General features: G+C 65.9%; 19 protein-coding genes. 11 read left to right on the plus strand and 8 right to left on the minus strand.

Annotation, left to right across the window (positions count from 1 at the left end):
• Positions 1-114: 114 nt before the first annotated feature.
• Positions 115-474 (plus strand): VOC family protein, encoded by a 360-nt coding sequence (locus ASE69_RS16570; protein ID WP_056489059.1) that lies wholly within the window; start codon positions 115-117, stop codon positions 472-474.
• Between the two features lie 267 nt (positions 475-741).
• On the opposite strand, the gene ASE69_RS16575 is transcribed toward ASE69_RS16570, so the two are convergent.
• Together ASE69_RS16575 and ASE69_RS16580 are read right to left on the minus strand one after the other, a co-directional pair.
• Positions 742-1,812, minus strand: a complete 1,071-nt coding sequence (locus ASE69_RS16575) for a PA0069 family radical SAM protein (protein WP_056489062.1) — start codon at positions 1,810-1,812, stop codon at positions 742-744.
• 43 nt (positions 1,813-1,855) lie between these two features.
• Complete coding sequence (locus ASE69_RS16580) at positions 1,856-2,548, minus strand: outer membrane protein (RefSeq protein WP_056489064.1); 693 nt, start codon at positions 2,546-2,548, stop codon at positions 1,856-1,858.
• A gap of 169 nt (positions 2,549-2,717) precedes the next feature.
• On the opposite strand from ASE69_RS16580, the gene ASE69_RS16585 reads away from it, so the two are divergent.
• Positions 2,718-2,900, plus strand: a complete 183-nt coding sequence (locus ASE69_RS16585) for a hypothetical protein (protein ID WP_056057360.1) — start codon at positions 2,718-2,720, stop codon at positions 2,898-2,900.
• A gap of 60 nt (positions 2,901-2,960) precedes the next feature.
• Here the strand turns inward: ASE69_RS16585 and ASE69_RS16590 are convergent, their stop codons facing one another.
• The 4 genes from ASE69_RS16590 to ASE69_RS16605 form a co-directional block, all read right to left on the minus strand.
• Positions 2,961-3,206, minus strand: a complete 246-nt coding sequence (locus tag ASE69_RS16590) for a hypothetical protein (protein WP_056489066.1) — start codon at positions 3,204-3,206, stop codon at positions 2,961-2,963.
• A gap of 311 nt (positions 3,207-3,517) precedes the next feature.
• Positions 3,518-4,045 (minus strand): molybdenum cofactor biosynthesis protein B, encoded by a 528-nt coding sequence (gene moaB / locus ASE69_RS16595; RefSeq protein ID WP_056489068.1) that lies wholly within the window; start codon positions 4,043-4,045, stop codon positions 3,518-3,520.
• Positions 4,046-4,050: 5 nt separating this feature from the next.
• The gene (locus ASE69_RS16600; protein WP_056489070.1) at positions 4,051-5,922 is read right to left on the minus strand and encodes a lytic transglycosylase domain-containing protein; all 1,872 of its coding nucleotides are present in this window, start codon (positions 5,920-5,922) and stop codon (positions 4,051-4,053) included.
• Entirely contained in the window at positions 5,919-6,701 is a 783-nt protein-coding gene (locus ASE69_RS16605) for a uracil-DNA glycosylase (RefSeq protein WP_056489072.1), read from the minus strand. Before ASE69_RS16605 ends, ASE69_RS16600 begins: the two co-directional genes overlap by 4 nt.
• 139 nt (positions 6,702-6,840) lie before the next feature.
• On the opposite strand from ASE69_RS16605, the gene ASE69_RS16610 reads away from it, so the two are divergent.
• From ASE69_RS16610 to ASE69_RS16635, 6 genes are all read left to right on the plus strand, one after another.
• A complete protein-coding gene (locus ASE69_RS16610; protein WP_056489470.1) occupies positions 6,841-8,502 on the plus strand; it encodes an electron transfer flavoprotein-ubiquinone oxidoreductase in 1,662 nt (553 codons plus the stop codon).
• A gap of 28 nt (positions 8,503-8,530) precedes the next feature.
• Entirely contained in the window at positions 8,531-9,916 is a 1,386-nt protein-coding gene (locus ASE69_RS16615) for a tetratricopeptide repeat protein (protein ID WP_056489074.1), read from the plus strand.
• Positions 9,917-10,241: 325 nt separating this feature from the next.
• Positions 10,242-11,186: a 4-(cytidine 5'-diphospho)-2-C-methyl-D-erythritol kinase gene (locus ASE69_RS16620; RefSeq protein WP_056489076.1), complete on the plus strand. Its 945-nt coding sequence runs from the start codon at positions 10,242-10,244 to the stop codon at positions 11,184-11,186.
• A 637-nt stretch (positions 11,187-11,823) separates the two neighbouring features.
• The gene (gene recA, locus ASE69_RS16625; protein WP_056047175.1) at positions 11,824-12,897 is read left to right on the plus strand and encodes a recombinase RecA; all 1,074 of its coding nucleotides are present in this window, start codon (positions 11,824-11,826) and stop codon (positions 12,895-12,897) included.
• 512 nt (positions 12,898-13,409) lie between these two features.
• The gene (locus tag ASE69_RS16630) at positions 13,410-14,246 is read left to right on the plus strand and encodes a class I SAM-dependent methyltransferase (protein WP_056489078.1); all 837 of its coding nucleotides are present in this window, start codon (positions 13,410-13,412) and stop codon (positions 14,244-14,246) included.
• A 16-nt stretch (positions 14,247-14,262) separates the two neighbouring features.
• Positions 14,263-14,886 carry a glutathione S-transferase family protein gene (locus ASE69_RS16635; RefSeq protein ID WP_056489079.1) on the plus strand — a complete coding sequence of 208 codons (624 nt, stop codon included), beginning with the start codon at positions 14,263-14,265 and terminating at the stop codon, positions 14,884-14,886.
• Positions 14,887-15,115: 229 nt separating this feature from the next.
• Here ASE69_RS16635 and ASE69_RS16640 read toward each other — a convergent pair whose 3' ends face one another.
• Entirely contained in the window at positions 15,116-16,453 is a 1,338-nt protein-coding gene (locus tag ASE69_RS16640; protein ID WP_056489082.1) for a dicarboxylate/amino acid:cation symporter, read from the minus strand.
• A gap of 71 nt (positions 16,454-16,524) precedes the next feature.
• Here ASE69_RS16640 and ASE69_RS16645 point away from each other — a divergent pair, with 71 nt between their 5' ends.
• Both ASE69_RS16645 and alaS read left to right on the plus strand, forming a co-directional pair.
• A complete protein-coding gene (locus ASE69_RS16645) occupies positions 16,525-17,805 on the plus strand; it encodes a M24 family metallopeptidase (RefSeq protein ID WP_056489084.1) in 1,281 nt (426 codons plus the stop codon).
• 347 nt (positions 17,806-18,152) lie between these two features.
• A complete protein-coding gene (gene alaS / locus ASE69_RS16650) occupies positions 18,153-20,804 on the plus strand; it encodes an alanine--tRNA ligase (protein WP_056489086.1) in 2,652 nt (883 codons plus the stop codon).
• A 294-nt stretch (positions 20,805-21,098) separates the two neighbouring features.
• On the opposite strand, the gene ASE69_RS16655 is transcribed toward alaS, so the two are convergent.
• A complete protein-coding gene (locus ASE69_RS16655) occupies positions 21,099-22,742 on the minus strand; it encodes a thiamine pyrophosphate-binding protein (RefSeq protein ID WP_056489087.1) in 1,644 nt (547 codons plus the stop codon).
• Positions 22,743-22,853: 111 nt separating this feature from the next.
• Here ASE69_RS16655 and ASE69_RS16660 point away from each other — a divergent pair, with 111 nt between their 5' ends.
• Positions 22,854-23,753, plus strand: coding sequence for an SMP-30/gluconolactonase/LRE family protein (locus ASE69_RS16660; RefSeq protein WP_056489472.1), 900 nt, complete (start codon positions 22,854-22,856; stop codon positions 23,751-23,753).
• Positions 23,754-23,850 lie beyond the last annotated feature (97 nt).

Consider the following 23,850-nt stretch of genomic DNA (forward strand, 5'->3'; position numbering starts at 1 on the left):
TTTGTATACCCGATGCCATGAAGCAACCGAAACGGACCGGCCTGTTGGCTGTGTTGCCATGCTTCGTCTGCTATCATCGCCTCGGCTTTGGCGGGGCGACATTAGGGGGCGGCTATGGGCGTGACCGGGATCGGCGGCTTCTTCTTCCGGGCAAAGGACCCGGAGGCGATACGCGCTTGGTATGTCGAGCATCTCGGTGTCGGCTCAGTGCCCTATGGATCGTGGGAAACGCAGGCCGGACTCAGCGTCTTCGCGCCGTTCGCGGTCGATGCCGACTATTTTTCTGCAGATCGCCCGTGGATGCTCAATCTGCGCGTTGATGATATCGATGCCCTGATCGCGACCCTTCGTGCAGCGGAAATTGCGGTAATCACCGATCCCGAATGGGACATGCCTGGTTTCGGCCGCTTCGCGCGGATCCATGATCCGGAAGGTAATCCAATCGAACTTTGGCAACCCGAGGGTGCTGCATGAGGACGATAAGCGCTAAGCTGGTCTGACGAGCTGCCGGGTTCGTGGCGTACTAGAACTCGACCGGGCGAGCGCCAAGACTTCCCCCCTCCCTGGAAGGGAGGGGCCGGGGGTGGGTTGGCCTGCTTGAGCCACGGGGGTTCGGGTGTGCGGAAGCCGACCCACCCCAACCCCTCCCTTCCAGGGAGGGGGGGAACAGGTTGGCCCGTCCTCTCTAACCGGCAGGTTGCTACGGGGCTTTAGCCGAGCTTGGAACCACCACGCTCCCGTCTAGAACAACTCCCCCTGAGGCCCCCTCGGCGCCCGGAACAGATCGTTCCGCAAAGCAACGCGCTCCCGGTTCAGCCCATGCTTCGCGCACGCGATCCGAAACCGCGTCCCCAGCAGATCGGCCCAAGGCCCTTGCCCCCGCATTCGCGTAAAGAAGTTCGGATCGTTATCCTTGCCACCGCGGAGCGACGCGATCGTCGCCATCACCTTCCCCGCACGGTCCGGAAAATGCTCGTCGAGCCACGCGCGGAACAGCGGTGCCACCTCATGCGGCAATCGCACCGGAATGAAGAACGCCCGCGTCGCCCCAGCCTCGGCCGCCCGCGCAATCAGATGCTCGATCTCGTGATCGGTGATTGCCGGGATGACCGGCGCGATCGAAACGTAGACCGGCACCCCCGCATCGGCGAGTTTGCGAACTGCCGCCAGCCGCCGCTCCGGATGCGGTGCACGCGGTTCGACGGTCAACGCCACCTTCGGATCGAGCGACGTGATCGACATTGCCACCGCCGCCAGCCCCTTCGCCGCCATCGGTGCCAGCAGGTCGATATCGCGCACCACGCGGTCCGACTTGGTGGTGATCGTCAGCGGATGATCGGTCTCGGCGAGCACCTCGATGATGCCGCGCGTGATCCGCCAGTCGTTCTCGATCGGTTGATAGGGATCGGTGTTCGTCCCCAGCGCCATCGGCGCGCAGGCGTATCCCGGCTTGCCGAGCTCGGCCCGCAACAGCGCTGCCGCGGATGGTTTCGCGAACAGTTTGCTCTCGAAATCCAGTCCCGGCGACAGATCGTGGAACGCATGGCTCGGCCGCGCAAAACAATAGATGCAGCCGTGCTCGCACCCGCGATACGGATTGATCGAGCGGTCGAACGGCACATCGGGCGAGGCGTTACGGCTGATGATCGTCCGCGGCGTCTCGACCGTGACCGTCGTCCGAAGTTTCGGCGCGATCCCATCGATCCCCTCGCGCATGTCGAGCCAGTCGCCATCCGCCTCGGTTTGCGGCAAGTTGAACCGCCGGCTCTCGCTGTTGAGCGTCGCACCACGAACCGGACGGGCCTGTTTCATGACTTGAAACTAAGCGCCGTCCAGGAACATAGCAAGAACGAAATCAGAAGCGAACGCCGAGCCCTGCAACTACCTGATGCCGGCCGAAATCCAGGCTCGCCTTGTCGGTGCCGTCGGTGATCTCGTAGCCGTTATAGTCGGTGTAGACATATTCGAGCTTGCCGTAGAAATTGCGTCCGAACGCGGTCTGCACGCCTGCACCGGCATGGAAACCGCTCAGATTGTCCGACACGCGGAAATTATCCTGGGGAAAGTCACGGTCCGAATAGCCGATGCGGATCTGGCCGTTCGAATAGCCGCCCTTGATGTACAACACCGTGTTGGGGTTCAGCAGGAAGCCGCCGCGTACGCCTGCCGTCAGGTTGCGGCCGGGGGTAAGGCACGTTTCCGTCCCGTTGCCGGGGAAGCACTGCTCGACGCTCGAACCCTCGATACCGCCATAGACGCCCAGCATCATGTCGGTGTTCACGACCATGTCGTAGCCGAGTTCGCCGCCATAAGTGACGCCGCTCTTGCCCTCGCGCACGCTAGCCGAGTCGTCCGCGGTCTCGACGTTCAATTCGGTGATCACGCGGTCGTACCCGATGCGCGGCTCGGCACGGAAACCGCTGACGCCGTCGGTTGAGCCGTAGCCCGGTCCGGCGTCGCGGCCGAAATCCTGCCCGGTATCGGACTGTGCGAACGCAGGTGCCGCCGGCGTTGCGGCAAGTGCCGCGATAAGCATGAACTTGTACATTCGACGATGTCCCCTTCGGACCGGCCCCCTGGCCGATCCCACGCCGGGTTCATGGATTCGACGTGCCTTCCAGACGGTTAATTCGGTGGTGAAACATTCGTTTTCGATCTGTTTGCCCCAGTGCGAATGATCGCTCGCAGAGGTGCGGCAGAGCGCCTAGGGCAGGGACATGACGGAACAGATCACAACGGTGGAGCGCGCCTTCGAATTAGCAAGATCGGGTGCGTGCAACTCGGTCAACGACTTGCGCCAAAGACTGCGGCGTGAGGGCTATGACGCGGTGCATCTCCATCTGCACGGGGCGTCGATCAACAAACAGCTCGTCGACCTAATCCACGCCGCCAAGGGCTGACCGTCTGGTCGTGCATACGCCGCGACGCGGCCCGCCACCCGGCGGACCGCGCAACGCCGGTCACTTCTGTGCAAGCTCGATCGACTTCGGCATGTTCAGTCCGGCTTCTGACCATTGCGCGGCGGTCTGGCAGGTTTTTCGCCCGATCAGGCTTCCGGTCGCAGCGGGTTCGGTCAGGCAATATTGGTGGGTCTTCGCGTCGTATTTGAGGACCGTCTGCTGCGGGCGGGCAGGTGCTGCAAAGGCGGGCGCGCTGGCGACGAGTACGGTGGCGAGGGCCAGGCTCTTCAGGATCATCGAGGTCATGGTAGCGTCCTTCAGTAGGTGAGACGCGCCCGGCTGGGCGGTATCTCGACTACTGCATCGACCGTGCCAGTTATATAATACAGCAGCACACAGCGGTGAACGTGTTCAGTCAGCGAGATATTTTCGCCAGTTCCTGACGCAGTTCCGGTCCGTTCTGACTGGTGGGATGCGCCACATCTTGGCAAAAATTGCAGCAAATTGGGAAGGGCGGTATTCGGTACCCGTCGCTCTTTTGCACGCCAGGCAGGGGGCGCAGCAGCTAGCCGGGACGGGAAGGCAGGGGAGTTACCAGCACCCCTCAAGCAAAAGGTTCAGCGTTCCAGTAGCCGCGGCATCAGCTCGACGAAGTTGCAGGGGCGGTGGCGGCTGTCGAGCTGGTCGCGGAGAATGCCGTCCCAGCCGTCCTTCACCGCACCGGTCGAGCCCGGCAGCGCGAAGATATAGGTGCCGTGCGACACGCAGGCGCACGCACGCGACTGGACCGTCGAGGTGCCGATCGTCTGGTAGCTGAGCATGCGGAAAAGCTCGCCGAAGCCGGGGATCATCTTTTCCGCGACCTGTTCCACCGCTTCGGGGGTCACGTCGCGCCCGGTCACGCCGGTGCCGCCGGTGGTGATGATGCAGTCGATCTCCGGATCGCCGATCCAGGCGTGCAGGCGCGAGACGATCGTCTCGACGTCGTCCTTCTCGATCCGGCGGTCGGCGAGGACATGGCTAGCTTCGGTCAACCGCGCGACCAAAGTATCGCCCGAGCGGTCCTCGGCAAGGCCGCGCGTGTCCGATACCGTCAGCACGGCAATCCTTACCGGCAGGAACGTCCGGCTCTCGTCGATCGGCATGAAACTCAGTCCGCGCGCGTGACAGTGGTGGATTGCGGTCCGACGCTGGCATTTACCGCTACGGTGGCGTTCAAGGGCGCCGTGCTCGCACGATATTGCGTGTACGGCTTGGCCGCCATCCGCACCGCGGTCGCGCCCGGCAGGCCGGGGAAGCGGGGCCACATGCCCTGCGCCAGCGCGTTGCGGCTGGTCGACGCCTTCTTGCCGCCCTGCGCCTCGTACATCCAGTAATTGCGCAGCACGGTGGTGACGTAGCCGCGCGTCTCCCAATACGGGATGCTCTCGATATACATCAGCGGATCGCCGTTATCGTGGACGATCGCGTTCCAGTCGCCGACCGGGCGCGGCCCCGCATTATACGCCGCGATCACCTTGGGCAGCAGCCCGCCGGTGACGCCCGCCATGTCGCGCAGCCGTTCGAGATGACGCTGGCCGACATCCATGTTGGTGCTCGGCTTGGTCAGCGCTTTCACGTCGATCGAAGTGCCACGTTCGCGCGCGAAGTCGGTCGCGGCGGCGGGCATGATCTGCATCAGGCCGTACGCGCCGGCCGGGCTCTTGATCGTGTTGCGGAACCGCGACTCCTCGAGCGTGTGCGCGTAGACCAGCGCCTTGTCGATGTGCCAGCCGCTGTCGGGCGTCCAGTTCGGCGTCGGATAGCGCGCCTCGGCGGTCGACGTGACCCCCTGCGGGCAGTTGTGCGCGAGCCAGACGGTCGTCGCGGGCAGGCTCAGCGCTTCCGCCACCCGGACCAGGTTGGCGAACTCGCGCGGATCGCCGATCTTCGCCTGCTGGCGGATGACGGTATCGGCAAGGTCGGTCTCGCCAACCTCGACCAAGGCAGCGGCGACGCGCACGTTCGGACGCTTGCCGACGACCTTCCAGTCACTGGCCACGAGCCCGCCGACCGAGGTGCCCTTGTCCTTCATCGCCAATTGCTGGCGTGCGAGCTGGCCGTAAAAGCTCTCGCCGAACTGCGCTGCGGCCTTCAGCCGGCCTTCGATCTTGTCGGGCCGCGAGCACACCATGTCCGCGCGCGACGCCCAGTACAAAGCCGCCGCGCGGAGATCGACATCGCCGGCCCGCGCCGCGACACCTTCGAACCCGGTTTCGGCATTCGCGCAATCATTCTGCCGCCATGCCGACAGCGCGCCGACCCAGCGACCCTGGACTGCCCAGTCGCCGACGCCGTCCTGTGCCTTCGCCGCCATCACGCGCGCGCTCACGTCGTCGCCCTGGAGGAAGTAAATCCACGCAATCTTCTGCTGCCACTCGGTCAGCGCTTCCGGAGTAAGCCCTGGCGTACTCTCCAGCAGCGACTGCGCCTCGCGGCCCATGTCCGCCTTGACGTAGGGCTGCATCTTCAGCGCGAGATCGGCGGCGATCATGTCGCCCTGCAGGCTCTTGGCACGGACGCGACGCGGCGCGCCGTCCTGCCAGATCAGCCGCTGCGTCGTGGGGAGGGGAGGTAAGTCGACCGCGCCGCGAGTCGTTGCAAGGCGCGAAATCTGCGCGGCTTCGGGCAGTTCGGGCGCTTCGTTGAGCAGCGCGACCAGTGGCTCCATCTCGACGCGGGGTGAGCCCTTCGCCGTGTACATTTCGGCGCGCGCGATCGCGTGCAGCGGGCCGGGCTTCATCGTGTCGAGCCCGATCTGCGCGTCGGTCCACTTGCCGTCGCGGATCGCCGCAAACACGGTCCTGTACGCCTCGCGCTGGCTGGCATCGAGCTGGTCGGGAATCTGTTCGATCGTCGGTGCGCCGATCAACTGCGTCGTGCCGAGCCGAGCATCGCCAGCGGGCTCACCGGCAACGGTCGCCGCGAGTGCTGGAAAGGGGAGGGCGCTGAGCCCCAGAACGATAGCTAGAGTCCGAATCATCTCACACCCTCTTGCGACGTCAGTCCGCGCATCAACATCTGCAAATCCTTCCAGGCCTCGGCCTTGGCCGCAGGCTTCTCGATCAGAAACCGCGGATGAAAGCTCGCGACCACGCCGGTCTCGTCGGAAGCTTCGCCAGACGTCGAACCGGACCCCGTTTCTCCGGTCTTATGGTTAAACTCGTGTAAACGCCCGCGCGCTGCCTGTAATTCCGTCCCGAGGATCGCACGGCTCGCCGCATTGCCCAGCAACAGCAACCGCTTGGGAGCGACCAACCCGATGTGATGCTTGGCGATTTCCGACAGCCGCGCCTCGACCTCGCTCTGGATCCGCCCGGCGGTCGGCCGCTTCGCGCAGACCGCCGCGAGGTGCACTTCGTCGCGCGTCAGCCCGATCGCCGCGAGCATCTTGTCGAGCAACCGGCCCGACGCGCCGCTCAGCAAAGCCCCTGCATCGCCGTCGTCTCGGTCGGGGCAATCGACAAGCACCATGACCGTAGCGTCAGCCGGACCTACGGCAGCGAGCGAAACCCCGCTCCAGTCCGCCTCGGGAACCTCCGCGCCGCTCCGCCAGGCCAGGAAATCGGCCAGCAAGTGCGGCATCGCGGAGGGCGCCAAGACCGGTGCAGCAGGCGTCGCGGCGGGTACGACAAGCGGCTCGGGCGCCGCAAACCAGTCGCGCGGGACGTCGTCGACCAGCGTGTCGACGCCAGCCTCGTGCCACCAGTCGAGCGCGCTCGCCGTTGTATTTTGCCAGTCGATGGTTTGGTCCGCCCCCACGGAGTAACCTATGCTGCACGGTTGACGTGGCGGTCAACTCAGGCAATCGCCATATTGGACAAGACGGTGCCCGCCCGAGCCCGAACGAAGGGTGGGGCGCAATGCTGAGGCAAGAGGGGACATCCCCCGGGAGACGATGATGACGACACGTGAATCGATGCCGTACGACGTGGTGATCGTCGGCGCTGGCCCGGCCGGTCTCTCGGCAGCGATCCGCCTGAAACAGCTGGCCGCCGAGAAGGACGCGGAGATCAGCGTCTGCGTGCTCGAAAAGGGCTCGGAAGTCGGCGCGCATATCCTGTCCGGCGCGGTCATCGATCCCAAGTCCCTCGACGAACTGCTGCCGAACTGGCGCGAGGACGGCTGCCCACTCGCCGAGGTGCCGGTGACCGAGAACCATCACTGGATCCTGACCAAGACGAAGAAGAGCGAGATGCCGCACTTCGTCACGCCGTCGTTCATGCACAACAAGGGCACGTACACCGGCTCGCTCGGCAACCTCTGCCGCTGGCTCGCGGGCAAGGCGGAGGAGCTCGGCGTCGAGATCTTCCCGGGCTTCGCCGCCGCGGAAATCCTGTTCAACGACGACGGCTCGGTCAAGGGCGTCGCGACCGGCGATATGGGCGTCGCGCGCGACGGCACGCACAAGGGCGACTATACGCCCGGCCTCGAACTCCACGCCAAATACACCTTCTTCTCGGAAGGGTGCCGCGGTCACCTGACCAAGGAACTGATCCGCAATTTCGCGCTCGACAAGGACAGCGATCCGCAGGTCTACGGCCTCGGCATCAAGGAATTGTGGGACATCGATCCCGCGCTCCACAGCCCCGGCCGCGTGATCCACACGCAGGGCTGGCCGCTGACCGAGACCGACGGCTCGAACGGCGGCGGCTGGATCTATCATCAGGCGAACGGCCAGGTCTCGATCGGCTTCGTGACATGGCTCAACTACACCAACCCGCATCTCTCGCCGTTCCACGAGATGCAGCGCTGGAAGACGCATCCCGAGATCGCCGCGCTGCTGAAGGGCGCCAAGCGCGTCAGCTACGGCGCACGCGCGATCAGCGACGGCGGTTTACAGTCGATCCCCAAGCTCGTCATGCCCGGCGCCGCGTTGATCGGCGACAGCGCCGGCTTCCTCAACGTGCCGCGGATCAAGGGCACGCATACCGCGATGAAGTCCGGCATGATGGCCGCCGAAGCCGCAGTCGAGGCGATCGTCTCGCAGCGCGGCCATGACGAACTCGGCGCCTATCCCGAGGCGTTCGAAAAGTCGTGGGTTAAGAAGGAGCTGTCGGTGGTCCGCAACGTCGTGCCGCTGGTCAAGAAGTTCGGCGACCTCCTCGGTTCGGGGCTTGCCGGCATCACGATGTGGATGGAGCATCTCGGCATCAAGGTGCCTTTCACGATGCATCACCACCCCGACAATGAGAGCCTGTGGCGCAAGGATCTCGTCAAGCCGATCGTCTATCCCAAGCCCGACGGTGTCCTCACCTTCGATCGCCTCTCGTCGGTGTTCGTCTCGAACACCAACCACGAGGAGGATCAGCCGGTCCACCTGACGCTCAAGGATGCGAGCGTGCCGATCGAATACAACCTGCCGATGTACGACGAGCCTGCGCAACGCTATTGCCCGGCCGGCGTTTACGAAGTCGTCGGCGAGGACACGGCCGATCCGAAGTTCGTCATCAACGCGCAGAACTGCGTCCACTGCAAGACCTGCGACATCAAGGACCCCACCCAGAACATCAACTGGGTCGTACCCGAGGGCGGCGGAGGCCCCAATTATCCCAACATGTAAGCGTCTGTTTCTCGCACTCGGTCTCGTCGTGGCGGCGCCCGCCACGGCGGCGCCGGCTGACCTTTCCGCCTATCTGAAGGCCCGTGCCGCCGATGCTGCCGGCGAGACAGGCCTGGCCGCCGCCAGCTACGCCAAGGTGCTGGCGGCATCGCCCGACGATCCCGTCGTCGCGATCCGCGCTTACCGGGAGGCGCTGGAGGCGGGTGACATGCCGCTCGCCACCCGCGCCGTCGCCGTGCTTGACAAGGCCGGCGTAGCCCCCGCCGACGCCGCGCTTATTCCGCTCGCCGACGCCGCACGACGGGGCGACGCGAAGGCCGCCAGTGCTGCGATTGCCACGTTGTCGAGCGGCCCCCTCGTGGTCCTCGCCCCCTCGCTCTACGCGTGGGTCGCGCATGCCGAGGGCCGCGATCCCGAACCCTCGCTAGCGACCGCCGCAAAAGACCCCGTCGCCAACCGCTTCGCCACCGAAACGCGCGCTCTCATCGCCGCAGCACCGCGCAAGCAACCGCCGTCGATCGGCGTCTCGCGCCTGCTCGCGCGCCTAGCCAGCGATCTCAGCGCAGGCGAACCCTCGCCGCTCTCGATCGCGCTAACCCAGGCAGCCCTGCGCGCCGACCCCGGCTACGACGCAGCACGCGTCCTCCTCGCCGACGCGCTCGCCCGCAACAAGCTGGTCGACCGCGCGCTCGTCGTGCTCGACGGCGTCGACGCCAAGAGCCCGTCCGCCCCGGCAGCCGCCGCCGAACGCATCGACATCCTCGCCACCGCCGACCGCAACGGCGAAGCGCTTGCCGCCGCCAAGAACCGCGTCGACCAGAAGGGGTCTGAGCCCGCCGACTGGCAACGCTACGCCGACCTGCTGCTGACCACCGGCAACCCCGCCGAGGCCGCGACCTGGTACCAGCGTATCATCGCCGCCGACGGCGCGAAGGGCGGCAGCTGGGGCAATTGGCTGCAATATGGCGGCGCGCTCGACCAGGCCGGCCGCTGGCCCGAAGCGCGCGATGCGCTCGAAAAAGCCGTCGCCCGCGGCCCCGCGCAACCGCTCGCGCTCAACTATCTCGGTTTTGCGCAAGTCGAGCATGGCGACGACATCCCCGCCTCGATCAAGCTGCTCGAACGCGCCAGCCGGATCGACCCGACCAACGCCTCGATCACCGACTCGCTGGGCTGGGCCTACCACCTCTCCGGCGACACCACCCGAGCGCTCCCCCTGCTCGAAACCGCCGCGCAGGCCGAACCCACCAACGCCGAAATCGCCGACCACCTCGGCGACGCCTATTGGAGCGTCGGCCGAAACTACGAATCGCGCTACGCCTGGCGCGCCGCGTCGCTGACCGCCGAACTCGCAGACACGGCGCGCATAACCGCCAAGATCGCCAACGGCCTCCCGCCCAAAGCCCGCCGCTAAAAGTCCTCCCACCGAGGTAGGGAAGGGCCCCGCAGGCGTGGGCGAGGGTGAGGGCAAGTCGAGTTGACGGCGGAAGCGCCGTTTCGCGAGATCGCCACTAACTCCGAGCATCCGCGGAAGTGATCGACCGCGTCAGCAACCCGCGAGGTATGCGGCATCCCCCTCCCGTCATCCTGACGAAAGTCAGGATCCAGAGCCAAGCACGGCACCAATCGTTACCCAGGATCCTGACTTTCGTCAGGATGACGCGCTTAAACCCGCAGACATCACGCGTATTACGCTAAGGTGCGCTAGACCCCTTCGCCGCCAAACCCCGAGACCCCCAATGCCCGCCATCACCGAACCCGCCCCCGCCAAGATCAACCTGGCGCTCCACGTCCGCCGCCGCCGCCCCGACGGCTACCACGACCTCGAAACGCTCTTCGCCTTCGCCACCGACGGCGACCTGGTCACGGTAGAACCCGCCCAAACCGACAGCTTCACCATAACCGGCCCCTTCGCCGCAGCGCTGCTACCCGCCCAGAGCACCACCCCAACCCCCAACACCACCCCGGCGGAGGCCGGAGCCCAATTGGGGACGGACAATGACGAAGCACCGCACTCGTCCAGCGCCAATCCAGGTGCAGCCCCCTGGCAAGGCAACCTGGTAACCGCCGCAGCAGACGCCTTCACCACCGCGTTCGCCCCCGAGGCCCACCACGCCATAACCCTCGAAAAGCACCTCCCCATCGCCTCAGGCATAGGCGGAGGCTCAGCCGATGCCGCCGCCACCCTCCGAGCGCTAGCCCGCCTCCACGGCATACCCCCAACGGACCCCCGCCTCCACGAAATCGCCGCAAAGCTCGGCGCAGACGTCCCCGCCTGCCTCGCCAACCGCACCACGCTAGGCACCGGCAAAGGCGACACCCTCACCAATCTCGAAGGCCTGTCCGGCACCCCGCTCCTGCTCGTAAACCCAGGTGTCGCGGTTTCCACCGCCGCCGTCTTCAAGACCTGGGACGGCTACGACCGAGGCCCGATCCCCGAAGGCAATCTCCTCGGCCGCGCCCTCGAAGGTCGCAACGACCTAGAACTCCCCGCACTAGCGCTTGCCCCCGTAATCGCCGAAGTCCGCACGCTCCTCGACACAGCCCAAGGCGTCATCCTCTCGAGAATGTCCGGCTCCGGCGCTACCTGCTTCGCCCTGTTCGAAACCCCCGAAGCCAGAGACACCGCCACCGCCGCCGCGCAAGCCAAAGGCTGGTGGACGCTCGCAACAACCCTCGCCTGATCGATCGGCCTAGCAATTCCGGCATCTGACGGTCGCCCACGCCACTGCGCCGCCACCGCCCGTCATCCTGACGAAAATCAGCGTCCAGAGCGGCAAACGAAACCGTCCGTTACAGACACCCTTCAAACATCAGATCAGTCGGCTCTCCAAACCCCGCGTCCAAACAACCCGACTTAATCTCGACCTAAACGCCAACACCGCCGATCCCGTCCCTCGTAGGTCACCCGAACGTGTCCGGCATTCTCTCCCACCAGAAAAGCACCTCCCCGGCGAAGGCCGGGGCCCAGTTGGGAAACGCTCCTGACGACAGCCGCACGCCGTCACGCCAACCTCTCCACCTAGACCCCGGCCTCCGCCGGGGAGGTGCACTTGCCCGAATCGTGTCCGCACCGAACCTTCTCCAAGGCCTGCACTCAACGAACTCACTATCGCGTGAGCCTGAGCTTCGAGCATGCAGACCGGCGGATGCCAGAATGACGCCGTCCCCGCACCCGACTGGCCTTACACGACGCCACCGTCGCAAATTTCCCGCAACAAACCCACCGTTCCCCACTTGTTCCAAAAGAACAAAGAGAATACATGGTGTTTGACGCGTTGAATGGCACGCGCGCTTGCTTTAGCGATGGGAGCATATTCGATGGCCGCTAATCTGAAAGTGATCGACACCGGCATGGCAACCGCAACCAACGACCGGCAGAAGGCGCTCGACGCCGCGCTCGCGCAGATCGACCGCGCCTTCGGCAAGGGCTCGGCAATGCGCCTGGGCTCCAAGGAAACCATGCAGGTCGAGGTGATCTCGACCGGCTCGCTCGGGCTCGACATCGCGCTCGGCGTCGGCGGCCTGCCGCGCGGCCGCGTGATCGAGATCTACGGTCCGGAAAGCTCGGGCAAGACCACGCTCGCGCTCCACGTGATCGCCGAAGCGCAGAAGGGCGGCGGCACTGCGGCGTTCGTCGATGCCGAGCACGCGCTCGACCCGGTCTACGCCAAGAAGCTCGGCGTCAACATCGACGAACTGATCGTGTCGCAGCCCGACACCGGTGAGCAGGCGCTCGAGATCGTCGACACGCTGGTTCGCTCGAACGCGATCGACGTGCTCGTGGTCGATTCGGTCGCAGCGCTCGTGCCGCGTGCCGAAATCGAGGGCGAGATGGGCGACAGCCATGTCGGCCTCCAGGCCCGCCTGATGTCGCAGTCGCTGCGCAAGCTGACCGGCTCGATCAGCCGCTCGCGCTGCATGGTGATCTTCATCAACCAGCTCCGCATGAAGATCGGCGTCATGTACGGCAACCCCGAAACGACGACCGGCGGCAACGCGCTGAAGTTCTACGCCTCGGTCCGCCTCGACATCCGCCGCATCGGCGCGATCAAGGCTGGCGAGGAAGTGACCGGCAACCAGACGCGCGTGAAGGTCGTCAAGAACAAGGTCGCCCCGCCGTTCAAGCAGGTCGAGTTCGATATCATGTACGGGCAGGGCGTCTCCAAGCTCGGCGAGATCCTCGATCTCGGCGTGAAGGCGGGGCTCGTCGAGAAGTCGGGCGCGTGGTTCAGCTACGACAGCGTGCGCCTCGGTCAGGGTCGCGAGAACTCGAAGACCTTCCTCAAGGACAACCCCGAAACCGCCGACCGCCTCGAAAAGCAGATCCGCGCGCGCACCGACAAGGTCGCCGAGGAAATGATGGCCGGCCCCGAAGAAGGCGACGACGCGTAACCCCACTTTCCCTTTCCCTCAGGGGGGGGGACCCATCGCCCTCGCAATGGGAGGGTGAGGGCACGCGGTGGCGGCACGCTTCATGGCTCAACGCTTCATGGCTCACGGCTCATGCTGCCAAGGATGCGCACGGCCGACAGTTCAACGAGTGCGAAATGGCACCCCGCCTCAGCACCACCCCGGCGAAGGCCGGGGCCCAGTTGGCATGACCCTGCAATAAAATCCCGCGCTTAACCAAGCTCTTTAGCGGCAATAACCCTACATTCTTGAACGAGCCCCCGCCCCCTTGTTCTCCCCGCGAAGGCGGGAGCCCAGTCTGAATCCCCGTCTTCGCAGGAAAACAACGCTACTGATGTCAGTATGCTCGCCTACATCGGACTGCAAAACACCGCTTCATAAATACCGCGCCAGCGTCTGCACTTTGCGCACTTTGGACCCCATGTACCGTTTATGTGAGACCCTAAAGGCCGTCCGATCGTCCCCCCCGCACGAGCATGGAAACGGATCAGCGAATGACCACCGCCTACGACTGGACCGGCAGAATAGGCGACGTCTGGGCCGAGGAATGGCGCCGAACCGACCGCAGCTTCACCAACCTGACCCCGCATCTGAACGCCGCGATCCTGTCCGCCGCCTCCTCCCAAACCCGCAAGATCATCGACATAGGCTGTGGCGCCGGCGCAACCTCACTGGCCACCGCGCAAGCGCTCCCGAACGCCCAGATAACCGGCATAGATCTCTCACCAAACCTGATCGAGATCGCCAAACACCGCGCCAAAACCCAAACCAACGCGAGCTTCGAGTGCGCGGACATCACCGCCGCAGCCCCAAATCATGCGCCGATCGGCCTCTACGTCTCCCGCCACGGCGTCATGTTCTTCGCTGACCCCGTCGCCGCCTTCACGACATTAGCCGAAGCCGCCGCTCCCGACGGAACGTTAGTCTTCTCCTGCTTCGCCGACCGCGCCGTCAACCGCTGGGCCACCGAGATCATCGCCGCGACCGGCGGCAATGCAGACTCTCCGGCGAGCACCGCACCCGGCCCCTTCGCCTTCGCCGACCCGACCTACGTCGCGAACATCCTCGAAAAATCCGGCTGGCATGTCGCGTCACCCGAGCGTCTCGAATTCGCCTACCGAGCAGGGGAGGGCGCCGACCCCGTAGCCGACGCCGTCGACTATTTCTGCCGCATCGGCCCCGCCGCCTCCGCCATCCGCGACGCCGCCCCCGAGGAACGCGTGCGCCACATCGCGCGTCTCACCCAGGTCTGCGACCAGCACCGACGCGGCGACACGGTGGAATTCCCCGCCGCCGCCTGGATCTGGACCGCGCGTAAATCGACGAATTAGGAATAGGGGAGTCCGCATGATCATCGTCCACCACCTCGAAAACTCGAGATCGCAACGGATCCTCTGGATGCTCGAGGAACTCGGCCTCCCCTACGCAATCAAACGCTACGAGCGGAACAAAGCAACGATGCTCGCCCCGCCCGAACTCAAGAAGGTGCATCCGCTCGGCAAGTCGCCGGTAATCGAGGATGACGGTCAGGTGTTCGCCGAAACGGGCGCGATCGTCGAATATCTCGTCGACAAGGCGGACGGCAAGCTCGGCGCCCCCGCCAACCGCGCCGACGCGCTGCGCTACCGTTTCTGGCTCCATTACGCGGAAGGCTCGATGATGCCACCGTTGCTGCTGAAGCTCGTCCTCGCGCGCATCCCGATTCTGGGCAAGGCGGCGACCAAGAAGATCCAGCCGATGATCGACGTCCATCTCGACTATGTCGAATCCGAGCTGTTGCAGCGCCCCTGGTTCGCGGGCGCCGAGATGACTGCCGCCGACATCATGATGAGCTTCCCCCTCGAAGCCGCCCGCAGCCGCGGTGGCCTGAACGAGTCCCGCCCGGCGACGATCGCATGGCTGGCGAAGGTCCATGCGCGGCCGGCGTATCAGGCGGGTCTCAAGAAAGGTGGGCCCTACGCCTACGCTTGAGGGCTGCAGATCAGAAACCGCATCGAGGCTGAGAACGCAGCCTTCCCTCAATCACCACCCCGGCGGAGGCCGGGGCCCAGTTGGAAAGGTTAGAGTAACGAAGGGCGGCGATCACCATCGGCGTCTCCCAATTGGACCCCGGCCTTCGCCGGGGAGGTACTTCTGCAGTTGACCGCCAGCGTGGAAGGGCATGCTTGAGACGTCATCGGTTCAACTTCGCCATCCAACCTCAAACCTGCCCCGGCCCGATCTTCTCGTAACTGTCCACGTCCACCTTCGGCCCATGCCCCGTCGGCGCATGCGGAAAGTCCCGATCCGCCGGCTCGCGCTCATCAAGCCCGCCCTCCCATTTCGCCACGACGGTCGCCGCCACCGCATTCCCGATCACGTTCGTCGCCGAGCGCCCCATGTCGAGAAAATGGTCCACCGCCAGGATCAGTAGGATGCCAGCCTCCGGAATCTTGAACATCGACAACGTGCCCGCGATCACCACCAACGATGCGCGAGGGACCCCCGCAATCCCCTTCGACGTCACCATCAGGACCAGCAGCATCGCGATCTGCTGCCCGATCGGCATGTGGATGCCGTACGCCTGCGCGATGAACAGCGACGCGAACGTCATGTACATCATCGACCCGTCGAGATTGAACGAATAGCCCAGCGGCAGCACGAAGCTCGCGATCCGCGGCGGCACGCCGAACCGGTCGAGCGCCTCCAGCGTCCGCGGATACGCCGCCTCGGACGACGCCGCCGAGAAGGCGAGGATCAGCGGATCGCGAATATACCGCACCAGCAACCGCGTCCGCGGCCCGATCAGCAGGAACGCGATCCCGATCAGCACCGCCCACAGCAGCGCCAAGCCGATGTAGAAGCTCAGCATGAAATAACCGAGCTGACCGAGGATGGCCGGCCCCCGCTCGGCAAGCGTCGCCGTCACCGCCGCGAACACCGCGAACGGCGCGAACCGCATCACGTAGTTGGTGATCTGGAGCATCACTGCGACCAGCGCCTCGATCGCCTTCACGAGCGGCGCGGCCTTCTCGCCGACCGCGGTGATCGCGACGCCGACGAACACCGAGAACACGACGATCTGGAGGATCTCGTTGCCTGCCATCGCCGCGATCATCGAATCGGGCACGATATGCGTGATGAACTTGGCGAGATCGAACGCCGCGCGGTCGACGCCGCTCGACGCGGTGGCCGGCGGGATTGCGAGCGCGAGGCCGACACCAGGCTGCAACACGTTGACGAGAATCAGGCCCAGCGTGAGCGACAACAGGCTCGCGCAGATGAACCAGCCGAGGCTGCGCAATCCGACCCGCCCAAGCGCGCCGGTGTCGCCCATATGCGCGATGCCCACGACCAGCGTCGAGAACACCAAAGGCGCGATGATCATCTTGATCAGCCGCAGGAACAGCGTCGTCACGATCGAGAAATAGCCGGCGATGTCTTTCAGCCGTTCGGCGGACCCTGCCGTGCCGTTGTCGATCGACGCGTTCAGGATCCAGCCGACGACCATCCCCGCGACGAGGCCGAACAAGATGTAATAGGTTAGCCGCTTGGCCATTAATCGCTCCCGAGAAGTGCGAACAGGGAAGGGGATTGCGGCGCCCGGGTCAAGGACCCTATCGTCCGGCGATGTCGACCGCACGCCACAAGCCCGCCTTCAGCCCCTCGCGCCGCGACCTGCTGAGCCTCGCCATCGCGGCGCCGTTGCTGTCGACCACCGCGATCCTCCGCGCCGCCGAGCCGGACCTGTCGGCGCTGTCCGACATCACCGGCACCACCAGGGCGATCGACGCCACCGAACGCGCCGCGCGGCTGGCCCGCGCGCAATCGCTGATGAAGGCGGCGGGCATCGGCGCGGTGCTGATCGAGCCCGGATCGTCGATGATCTACTTCACCGGCGTCCGCTGGCACACGAGCGAGCGGCTGACGCTGGCGATCCTACCGGTCGAGGGCGAACCGTGCATCGTCACGCCGTTCTTCGAGGAACCGTCGGTGCGCGAGACGCTCGCCGTCCCCGCCGAGGTCCGGGTGTGGCAGGAGGACGAGAGCCCGCTCGCCGTCGTCGCCGGGTTCCTGCGCGACCGGAAACTCGCCGCGCGGCCGGTCGGCCTGGAGGCGGAGGTGCGGTACTTCGCTTATGCGGGGCTACAGCGCGTGTTGCCCGAGGCCAAGATTGTGTCCGCCGACCCGGTCGTCCGCGCCTGCCGGATGATCAAGACCCCCGCCGAGATCGCGCTGATGCAGGCCGCGACCGAGGTCACGCTGGCCGCGTATCGCTGGACGAAGCCGCGCGCCGAGAAGGGCATGACGGGCCCCGAGATCGGCGCGCTGATGAACGCCGCGACCAGGAAACTCGGCGGCGCGCCCGAATTCGCGCTCGCACTGATCGGGGAGGCGTCCGCCTATCCGCACGGAAGCCGCGAGATTCACCGCGTCGCCGACGGTCAGGTCGTGCTGATGGACTGCGGCTGCACGGTGCAGGGCTATCAGTCCGACATCTCGCGCACCTGGGTCCACGGCACCGCGACCGCCGACCAGCGCAAGACGTGGGACCAGGTCGCCCGCGGGCAACAGATCGCGTTCGCCGCCGCGAAGATCGGCGCACCCGCGGGAAGCGTCGATGACGCGGTTCGCCGGCATTACGAGACGCTCGGCTATGGCCCCGGTTACAAGCTCCCCGGCCTGTCGCATCGCACCGGCCACGGTATCGGCATGGACGGCCACGAACCCGTCAACCTCGTCCGCGGCGAGACGACCAGCCTCGCAGCGGGGATGTGCTTCTCCGATGAACCGGGCATCTACATTCCCGGAAGGTACGGGGTCCGCATCGAGGATTGTTTCCACATGATGGATGCGGGCCCGAAATGGTTTAGCGAGCCGCCCAAGTCACTCGACGCGCCACTAGGGTAATACTCCAACGAGGCAGTCGCCCTCGCCGCGCACTCCACCACCCCGGCGAAGGCCGGGGCCCAATTGGGGGACGGCGGTAACGAAGCACTGCTCTCCGTTATTTCCACCTTTCCAATTGGGCCCCGGCCTTCGCCGGGGTGGAACATCGGGGCGAACGGCCGCTCTTACCTACCTTGTTCTCCCGCGAAGGCGGGAGCCCAGTCTGGATCCCCGCCTTCGCGGAAAAACAAGCTCTCTTCGTTGCAATCGGATGCGTGCAGCGCGGTCGTTCGCCAACACCCTTCTCTACTGCACGGCCCTCACACACCCGACTTGAGCGAACCGCCCCGCTCGCCTAAGTCCCCGGCATGACATCGACGAACGACATCCGCCGCGGCTTCCTCGACTATTTCGGATCGCAGGGGCACCAGATCGTGCCCAGCGCACCGCTCGTGCCGCAGAACGACCCGACGCTGATGTTCGTCAACGCGGGCATGGTGCCGTTCAAGAACGTCTTCACCGGCCTCGAATCGCGCCCCTACACCACCGCGACGTCGTCGCAGAAATGCGTCCGCGCCGGCGGCAAGCACAATGATCTCGACAATGTCGGCTACACCGCGCGCCACCACACCTTCTTCGAAATGCTCGGCAATTTCTCGTTCGGCGATTATTTCAAGGAACAGGCGATCGTCCACGCCTGGACGCTGCTCACGCGCGAATGGGGCCTGTCACCCGACAAGCTGACCGCCACCGTCTACCACACCGACGACGAAGCGTTCGATCTCTGGAAGAAGATCGCCGGCCTCCCCGATCACCGCATCATCCGTATCCCGACCAAGGACAATTTCTGGTCGATGGGCGACAACGGGCCGTGCGGGCCGTGCTCGGAAATCTTCTACGACCACGGCGACCACATCTTCGGCGGCCCTCCCGGCAGCCCCGACGAGGACGGCGATCGCTTCGTCGAGATCTGGAACCTCGTGTTCATGCAATATGAGCAGGAGAATGCCGAGATCGTCGGCAACCTGCCGAAACCGTCGATCGACACCGGCATGGGGCTCGAGCGCATCGCCGCGGTCATGCAGGGCGTCACCGACAATTACGACACCGACACGTTCAAGGCGCTGATCGCCGCCTCGGGCGCACTGACGCACACCGCGACCGACGGCGCCAACACCGCCAGCCACCGCGTGATCGCCGATCACCTGCGCACCGCGGGCTTCCTGATCGCGGACGGCGTGCTGCCCGCGAGCGAGGGCCGCGGCTATGTCCTGCGCCGGATCATGCGCCGCGCGATGCGCCACGCGCACATCCTCGGCGCGAAGCAACCGCTGATGCACCGCCTCGTCCCCGCGCTCGTCACCGAGATGGGCGCCGCGTACCCCGAACTGTCGCGTGCCCGTCCGCTGATCGAGGCGACGTTGCAGCAGGAGGAAACGCGCTTCCGCCAGACGCTCGACAAGGGGCTGAAGCTGCTCGACGAAGCGACCACCGGTATGACCGACGGCACGCTGGCCGGCGACGTCGCGTTCAAGCTCTACGACACCTACGGCTTCCCGTACGACCTGACCGAGGACGCGCTGCGCGAACGCAACATCGCAGTCGACCGCGAGGGCTTCGACACCGCGATGGCCGAGCAGAAGCGCGCCGCCCGCGCTGCCTGGAAGGGCTCGGGCGCGAAGGCCTCGGACGACATCTGGTTCGACATCGTCGAGCAGACCGGCGGCACCGAATTCCTCGGCTACGCATCGGATACCGGCGAGGGCGAGGTCGTCGCGCTGGTCAAGGACGGCGCCCGCGTCGACCACGCCACCACCGGCGACACCGTCGCGATCGTCGTCAACCAGACGCCCTTCTACGGCGAGAGCGGCGGGCAGGTCGGCGATGCCGGCCACATCTCCAACGACAGCGGCCTGCGTGCCAACGTCACCGAGACGTCGAAGCAGCTCGGCCGCGTGTTCGTCCACCACGCGATCGTCGACGCTGGCGAGATCAAGGTCGGCGACCCGGTCAAGCTCCAGATCGACGTCGCCCGCCGCGCGCAGATCCGTGCCAACCACTCCGCAACGCATCTCCTGCACGAGGCCTTGCGCGAACGCCTCGGCACGCACGTCGCGCAGAAGGGGAGCCTCGTCGCACCCGACCGCCTGCGCTTCGACTTCTCGCAGCCGGTTGCGATGACCCCCGCCGACATCGCGCAGGTTGAGGCCGACGTGAACGCGCAGGTCCGCGGCAACGGCGCCGTGACGACACTGCTGATGACCCCCGACGGCGCGATCGCGATGGGCGCGATGGCGCTGTTCGGCGAGAAATACGGCGACGAGGTCCGCGTCGTGTCGATGGGCTCGACCGAGGACGGGACCTATTCGATCGAGCTGTGCGGCGGCACGCACGTCAACGCGCTCGGCGACATCGGCCTGTTCAAGGTCGTCGGCGAAGGCGCGGTCTCCAGCGGTATCCGCCGTGTCGAAGCGCTCACCGGCGAAGCGGCGCGCGCGTACCTCACCGGCCGCGACGATCGCCTGCGCGAAGCCGCAGCAGTGCTGAAGTCGACCCCCGACGAGGTCCCGGCGCGCGTCGCATCGCTGCTCGAAGACCGCCGCCGCCTCGAACGCGAACTCGCCGACGCGAAGAAGGCGCTCGCGCTCGGCGGCGGTGGCTCGGGCGAAGCGGCTGGCCCCGAACAAGTCGGCGGCGTCGCGTTCATCGGGCAAGTGCTCAACGACTTCGAAGCGAAAGGCCTGCGCGGCGCGGTCGATGAAGCCAAGCAGCGTCTGGGTTCCGGCATCGCGGTGATGGTAGCGATCAACGATGGTCGCGCTTCGGTCGCGGTCGGTGTGACAGCGGACTTGGTCGCCAGCCACAACGCCGTCGACCTGCTCAAGATCGCGGTCTCGACGCTAGGCGGGCAGGGCGGTGGCGGCCGTCCCGACATGGCGCAGGGCGGTGGGCCTGATGGCGACAAGGCTGCGGAAGCAGTTGCGGCGGTGCGCGCAAAGCTGGAGGCGGCGGGGGTCTAAAACTCGCCGACGTCGCACCCAACTCCAAGCAATGTTCCCTCGCGCACGCGGGGGAACAGCTAAGTACCGCTAGCTGCCCTGACTCATGGACCCCCGCCTCCGCGGGGGGAACGGCGGCCGCTCTGATGAAGTCATCCGCTAAAAATAAGCACCACCCCGGCGAAGGCCGGGGCCCAGTTGGAAAGGTGGCAATAACGGAGCGCTGTCCTTCGTTACTACCGTCCCCCAACTGGACCCCGGCCTTCGCCGGGGTGGTTCTTCCTTCGGTTACTAAGCGTCGGCGTGAAACGAGGCTCAGCCCCCACGCACCTTCGCCAGCGTAGTCCCAGCGGTAATCGCCTCGATATCCGTCACCAAGTGCAACATCCGCACCCCGCCCCGCGACATCGCCCGATCCAGCGCCCCCGCAAAATCCTCAGTCCGCTCGACGGTTTCTGCCCAACACCCATAAGCCCGCCCCAGCGCGGCAAAGTCCGGGTTCCGCAGCGCCGTCCCAGACACCCGCCCCGGATACTCGCGCTCCTGATGCATGCGGATCGTGCCGTAGCCGCTGTTATCCACGACGATCACCAGAATGTCCGCGCCGTGCGCGACCGCGGTTGCCAGTTCTTGGCCGTTCATCAGGAAACACCCGTCGCCCGCGAGCGCCACGATCGTCCGCTCCGGATGCCGCAATGACGCCGCAACCGCCGCCGGCACCCCGTACCCCATCGCCCCGGCAGTCGGCGCAAGCTGCGTACCCGGCCCGGCATACGCCCAGTACCGATGCCACCACCCCGAGTAATTTCCCGCGCCGTTGCATATAATGGCATCCGCTGGCAGCCGCTCGCGCATCGCTGCGACACACGGCCCGAGGTCCATCACCAGATCGCGCGGCGCCGGCGTCGACCAGTCGAGCCACTCCGCGTGCGCCTCCGACCCCGCAGTCCGCGGCGGCAGGTCGACCACCAGCAACGCCTCGGCAAACTCCGCCATCCCCGCACACACCGCGACATCGGCGCGGTACGCCCGATGCAACTCGTCGGAATCGGGATGGACGTGGATCAGCCGCTGCCCCGGATGATCGGGCGTGATGAGCGCATAACCATCGGTCGTCGCCTCCCCCAGCCGCGGCCCGACAACCAGCAGCAGATCCGCTGCCTTCACCCGCTCGACCAGCTTCGGATTGGGCCCATACCCCAAATTCCCGGCCCAAACCGGGCAGTCGTTCGGAACAGCATCCTGCCGCCGAAACGCCGCCGCCACCGGGATGCCGTTACGATCCGCCCAGGTCGAGAACGCCCCCGACGCTGCTACATCCCAGCCCGCACCCCCGACGATCGCCACCGGCCGCTCCGCCGTCGTCAGCAGATCGGCAAGCAAGTCCATCGTGTCGACGTCGCAGCCTTGCGCCACCCGCTCTACCCGCGGCCGATCGACGGCATCTACCACATCGAGCAGCATGTCCTCGGGCAGCGCGAGCACCACCGGCCCAGGCCGCCCCGACATCGCGGTCGCATAGGCGCGCGCGACATATTCCGGGATCCGCCGCGCATCGTCGATCCGCGCCGCCCACTTCGCGATGGGCGCAAACATCGCCTGGAAATCGATCTCCTGGAACGCCTCGCGGTCGCGCGTGGCGCGGTCGATGTCGCCCACGAAGAGGATTATCGGCTGCGAATCCTGCATCGCGACATGCACGCCGATCGACGCGTTGGTCGCGCCGGGTCCGCGGGTCACGAACGCGACGCCCGGTCGATGCGTCAGCGTCCCGTCCGCGCACGCCATGAACCCGACGCCGCCCTCCTGCCGACACACCACGAGGTCGATTGCCGGCGTGTCGTGGAGCGCGTCGAGCACCGCGAGGAAACTCTCCCCCGGCACGGTGAAAATCCGGTCGCAGCCCTGTGCGACGAGTTGGTCGACCAGGATACGGCCGCCGGTGCGTGGTGTGATCATCGGCGCATCCTGCCGCTGGTAGCGCGCGAAGTCGAGAAACGTCGTGCGTGGCGCCGCAACGCGGCTACGCTTGCGCCGAAGTCGGGCCAACTCGACTCGCTGGAGAGGATCATGACCGAATTCACCACCGTCGCCAGTGGCTTGCGCTTCCCAGAGGGTCCCGTCGCTATGCCCGACGGCAGCGTCATCCTCGTCGAGATCGAGGCCGGCCGCATCACGCGCATCGCCCCTGACGGAACGAAGACGACCCTAGCCGAACCCGACGGTGGCCCCAACGGCCTCGCGATCGGTCCCGACGGCAAGCTCTATTGCTGCAACAATGGCGGCTTCGCGTGGCGCGAGACGAATGGCTTCCTAACCCCGCACGGCCAGCCGGACGACTATTCAGGCGGCCGTATCGAACGGATCGATATTGCCACCGGCGCGATCGAGATCCTCTACACGGACGGCGATTTCGGCTGCTCGCTGCGCGGACCCAACGACATCGTCTTCGATTCGCATGGCGGTTTCTGGTTCACCGATCACGGCAAATCGCGCGACCGCGCCCGCGACATCACCGGGATCTTCTACGCGAAAGTCGACGGGACCCAGCTCGAAGAAGTGATCTTCCCGAGCGAAAACCCCAACGGCATCGGCCTCTCGCCGGACGGCATGCGGCTGTACGCAGCGGAGACGTTCACCTGCCGCCTGATGGCGTTCGACATCGTCGCACCCGGCAAGGTCGCCAGCGCCGCGGGCACGCCGCTCTACCGCCCGGCCGGCTACAAATTCTTCGACTCGCTCGGCGTCGAGGCGAGCGGCAACATCTGCGTCGCGACGATCGGCGAATGCGGGATCAGCGTGATCTCGCCCGCCGGAGAGTTGGTCGAGTTCGTCGCCACCGACGACGTGTTCACCACCAACATCTGCTGGGGCGGCAAGGACATGATGGACGCGTACATCACCTGCTCGGGCAGCGGCCGGCTGGTGAAGACGCGGTGGAAGCGGCCGGGGTTGAAGCTGGCGTATTGAAGGCGTCGGGAGGAAGGCCCGGCATTTCTGCCCCAACCGTCATTCCAACCGCAACCGTCATTCCCGCGGAGGCGGGAACCCAAATTGGCTGACTTCG

Source organism: Sphingomonas sp. Leaf208 (assembly GCF_001421415.1).
In the GTDB taxonomy this organism is placed as follows: Bacteria; Pseudomonadota; Alphaproteobacteria; order Sphingomonadales; family Sphingomonadaceae; genus Sphingomonas.

Excerpts from the sequence above, each read along its gene's own strand:
- ASE69_RS16570 (WP_056489059.1), top strand. The coding sequence starts at position 115 with ATGGGCGTGACCGGGATCGGCGGCTTCTTCTTCCGGGCAAAGGACCCG.
- ASE69_RS16575 (WP_056489062.1), bottom strand. The coding sequence starts at position 1,812 with ATGAAACAGGCCCGTCCGGTTCGTGGTGCGACGCTCAACAGCGAGAGC.
- ASE69_RS16580 (WP_056489064.1), bottom strand. The coding sequence starts at position 2,548 with ATGTACAAGTTCATGCTTATCGCGGCACTTGCCGCAACGCCGGCGGCA.
- ASE69_RS16585 (WP_056057360.1), top strand. The coding sequence starts at position 2,718 with ATGACGGAACAGATCACAACGGTGGAGCGCGCCTTCGAATTAGCAAGA.
- ASE69_RS16590 (WP_056489066.1), bottom strand. The coding sequence starts at position 3,206 with ATGACCTCGATGATCCTGAAGAGCCTGGCCCTCGCCACCGTACTCGTC.
- moaB (WP_056489068.1), bottom strand. The coding sequence starts at position 4,045 with ATGCCGATCGACGAGAGCCGGACGTTCCTGCCGGTAAGGATTGCCGTG.
- ASE69_RS16600 (WP_056489070.1), bottom strand. The coding sequence starts at position 5,922 with ATGATTCGGACTCTAGCTATCGTTCTGGGGCTCAGCGCCCTCCCCTTT.
- ASE69_RS16610 (WP_056489470.1), top strand. The coding sequence starts at position 6,841 with ATGACGACACGTGAATCGATGCCGTACGACGTGGTGATCGTCGGCGCT.
- ASE69_RS16620 (WP_056489076.1), top strand. The coding sequence starts at position 10,242 with ATGCCCGCCATCACCGAACCCGCCCCCGCCAAGATCAACCTGGCGCTC.
- recA (WP_056047175.1), top strand. The coding sequence starts at position 11,824 with ATGGCCGCTAATCTGAAAGTGATCGACACCGGCATGGCAACCGCAACC.
- ASE69_RS16630 (WP_056489078.1), top strand. The coding sequence starts at position 13,410 with ATGACCACCGCCTACGACTGGACCGGCAGAATAGGCGACGTCTGGGCC.
- ASE69_RS16635 (WP_056489079.1), top strand. The coding sequence starts at position 14,263 with ATGATCATCGTCCACCACCTCGAAAACTCGAGATCGCAACGGATCCTC.
- ASE69_RS16640 (WP_056489082.1), bottom strand. The coding sequence starts at position 16,453 with ATGGCCAAGCGGCTAACCTATTACATCTTGTTCGGCCTCGTCGCGGGG.
- ASE69_RS16645 (WP_056489084.1), top strand. The coding sequence starts at position 16,525 with ATGTCGACCGCACGCCACAAGCCCGCCTTCAGCCCCTCGCGCCGCGAC.
- alaS (WP_056489086.1), top strand. The coding sequence starts at position 18,153 with ATGACATCGACGAACGACATCCGCCGCGGCTTCCTCGACTATTTCGGA.
- ASE69_RS16655 (WP_056489087.1), bottom strand. The coding sequence starts at position 22,742 with ATGATCACACCACGCACCGGCGGCCGTATCCTGGTCGACCAACTCGTC.
- ASE69_RS16660 (WP_056489472.1), top strand. The coding sequence starts at position 22,854 with ATGACCGAATTCACCACCGTCGCCAGTGGCTTGCGCTTCCCAGAGGGT.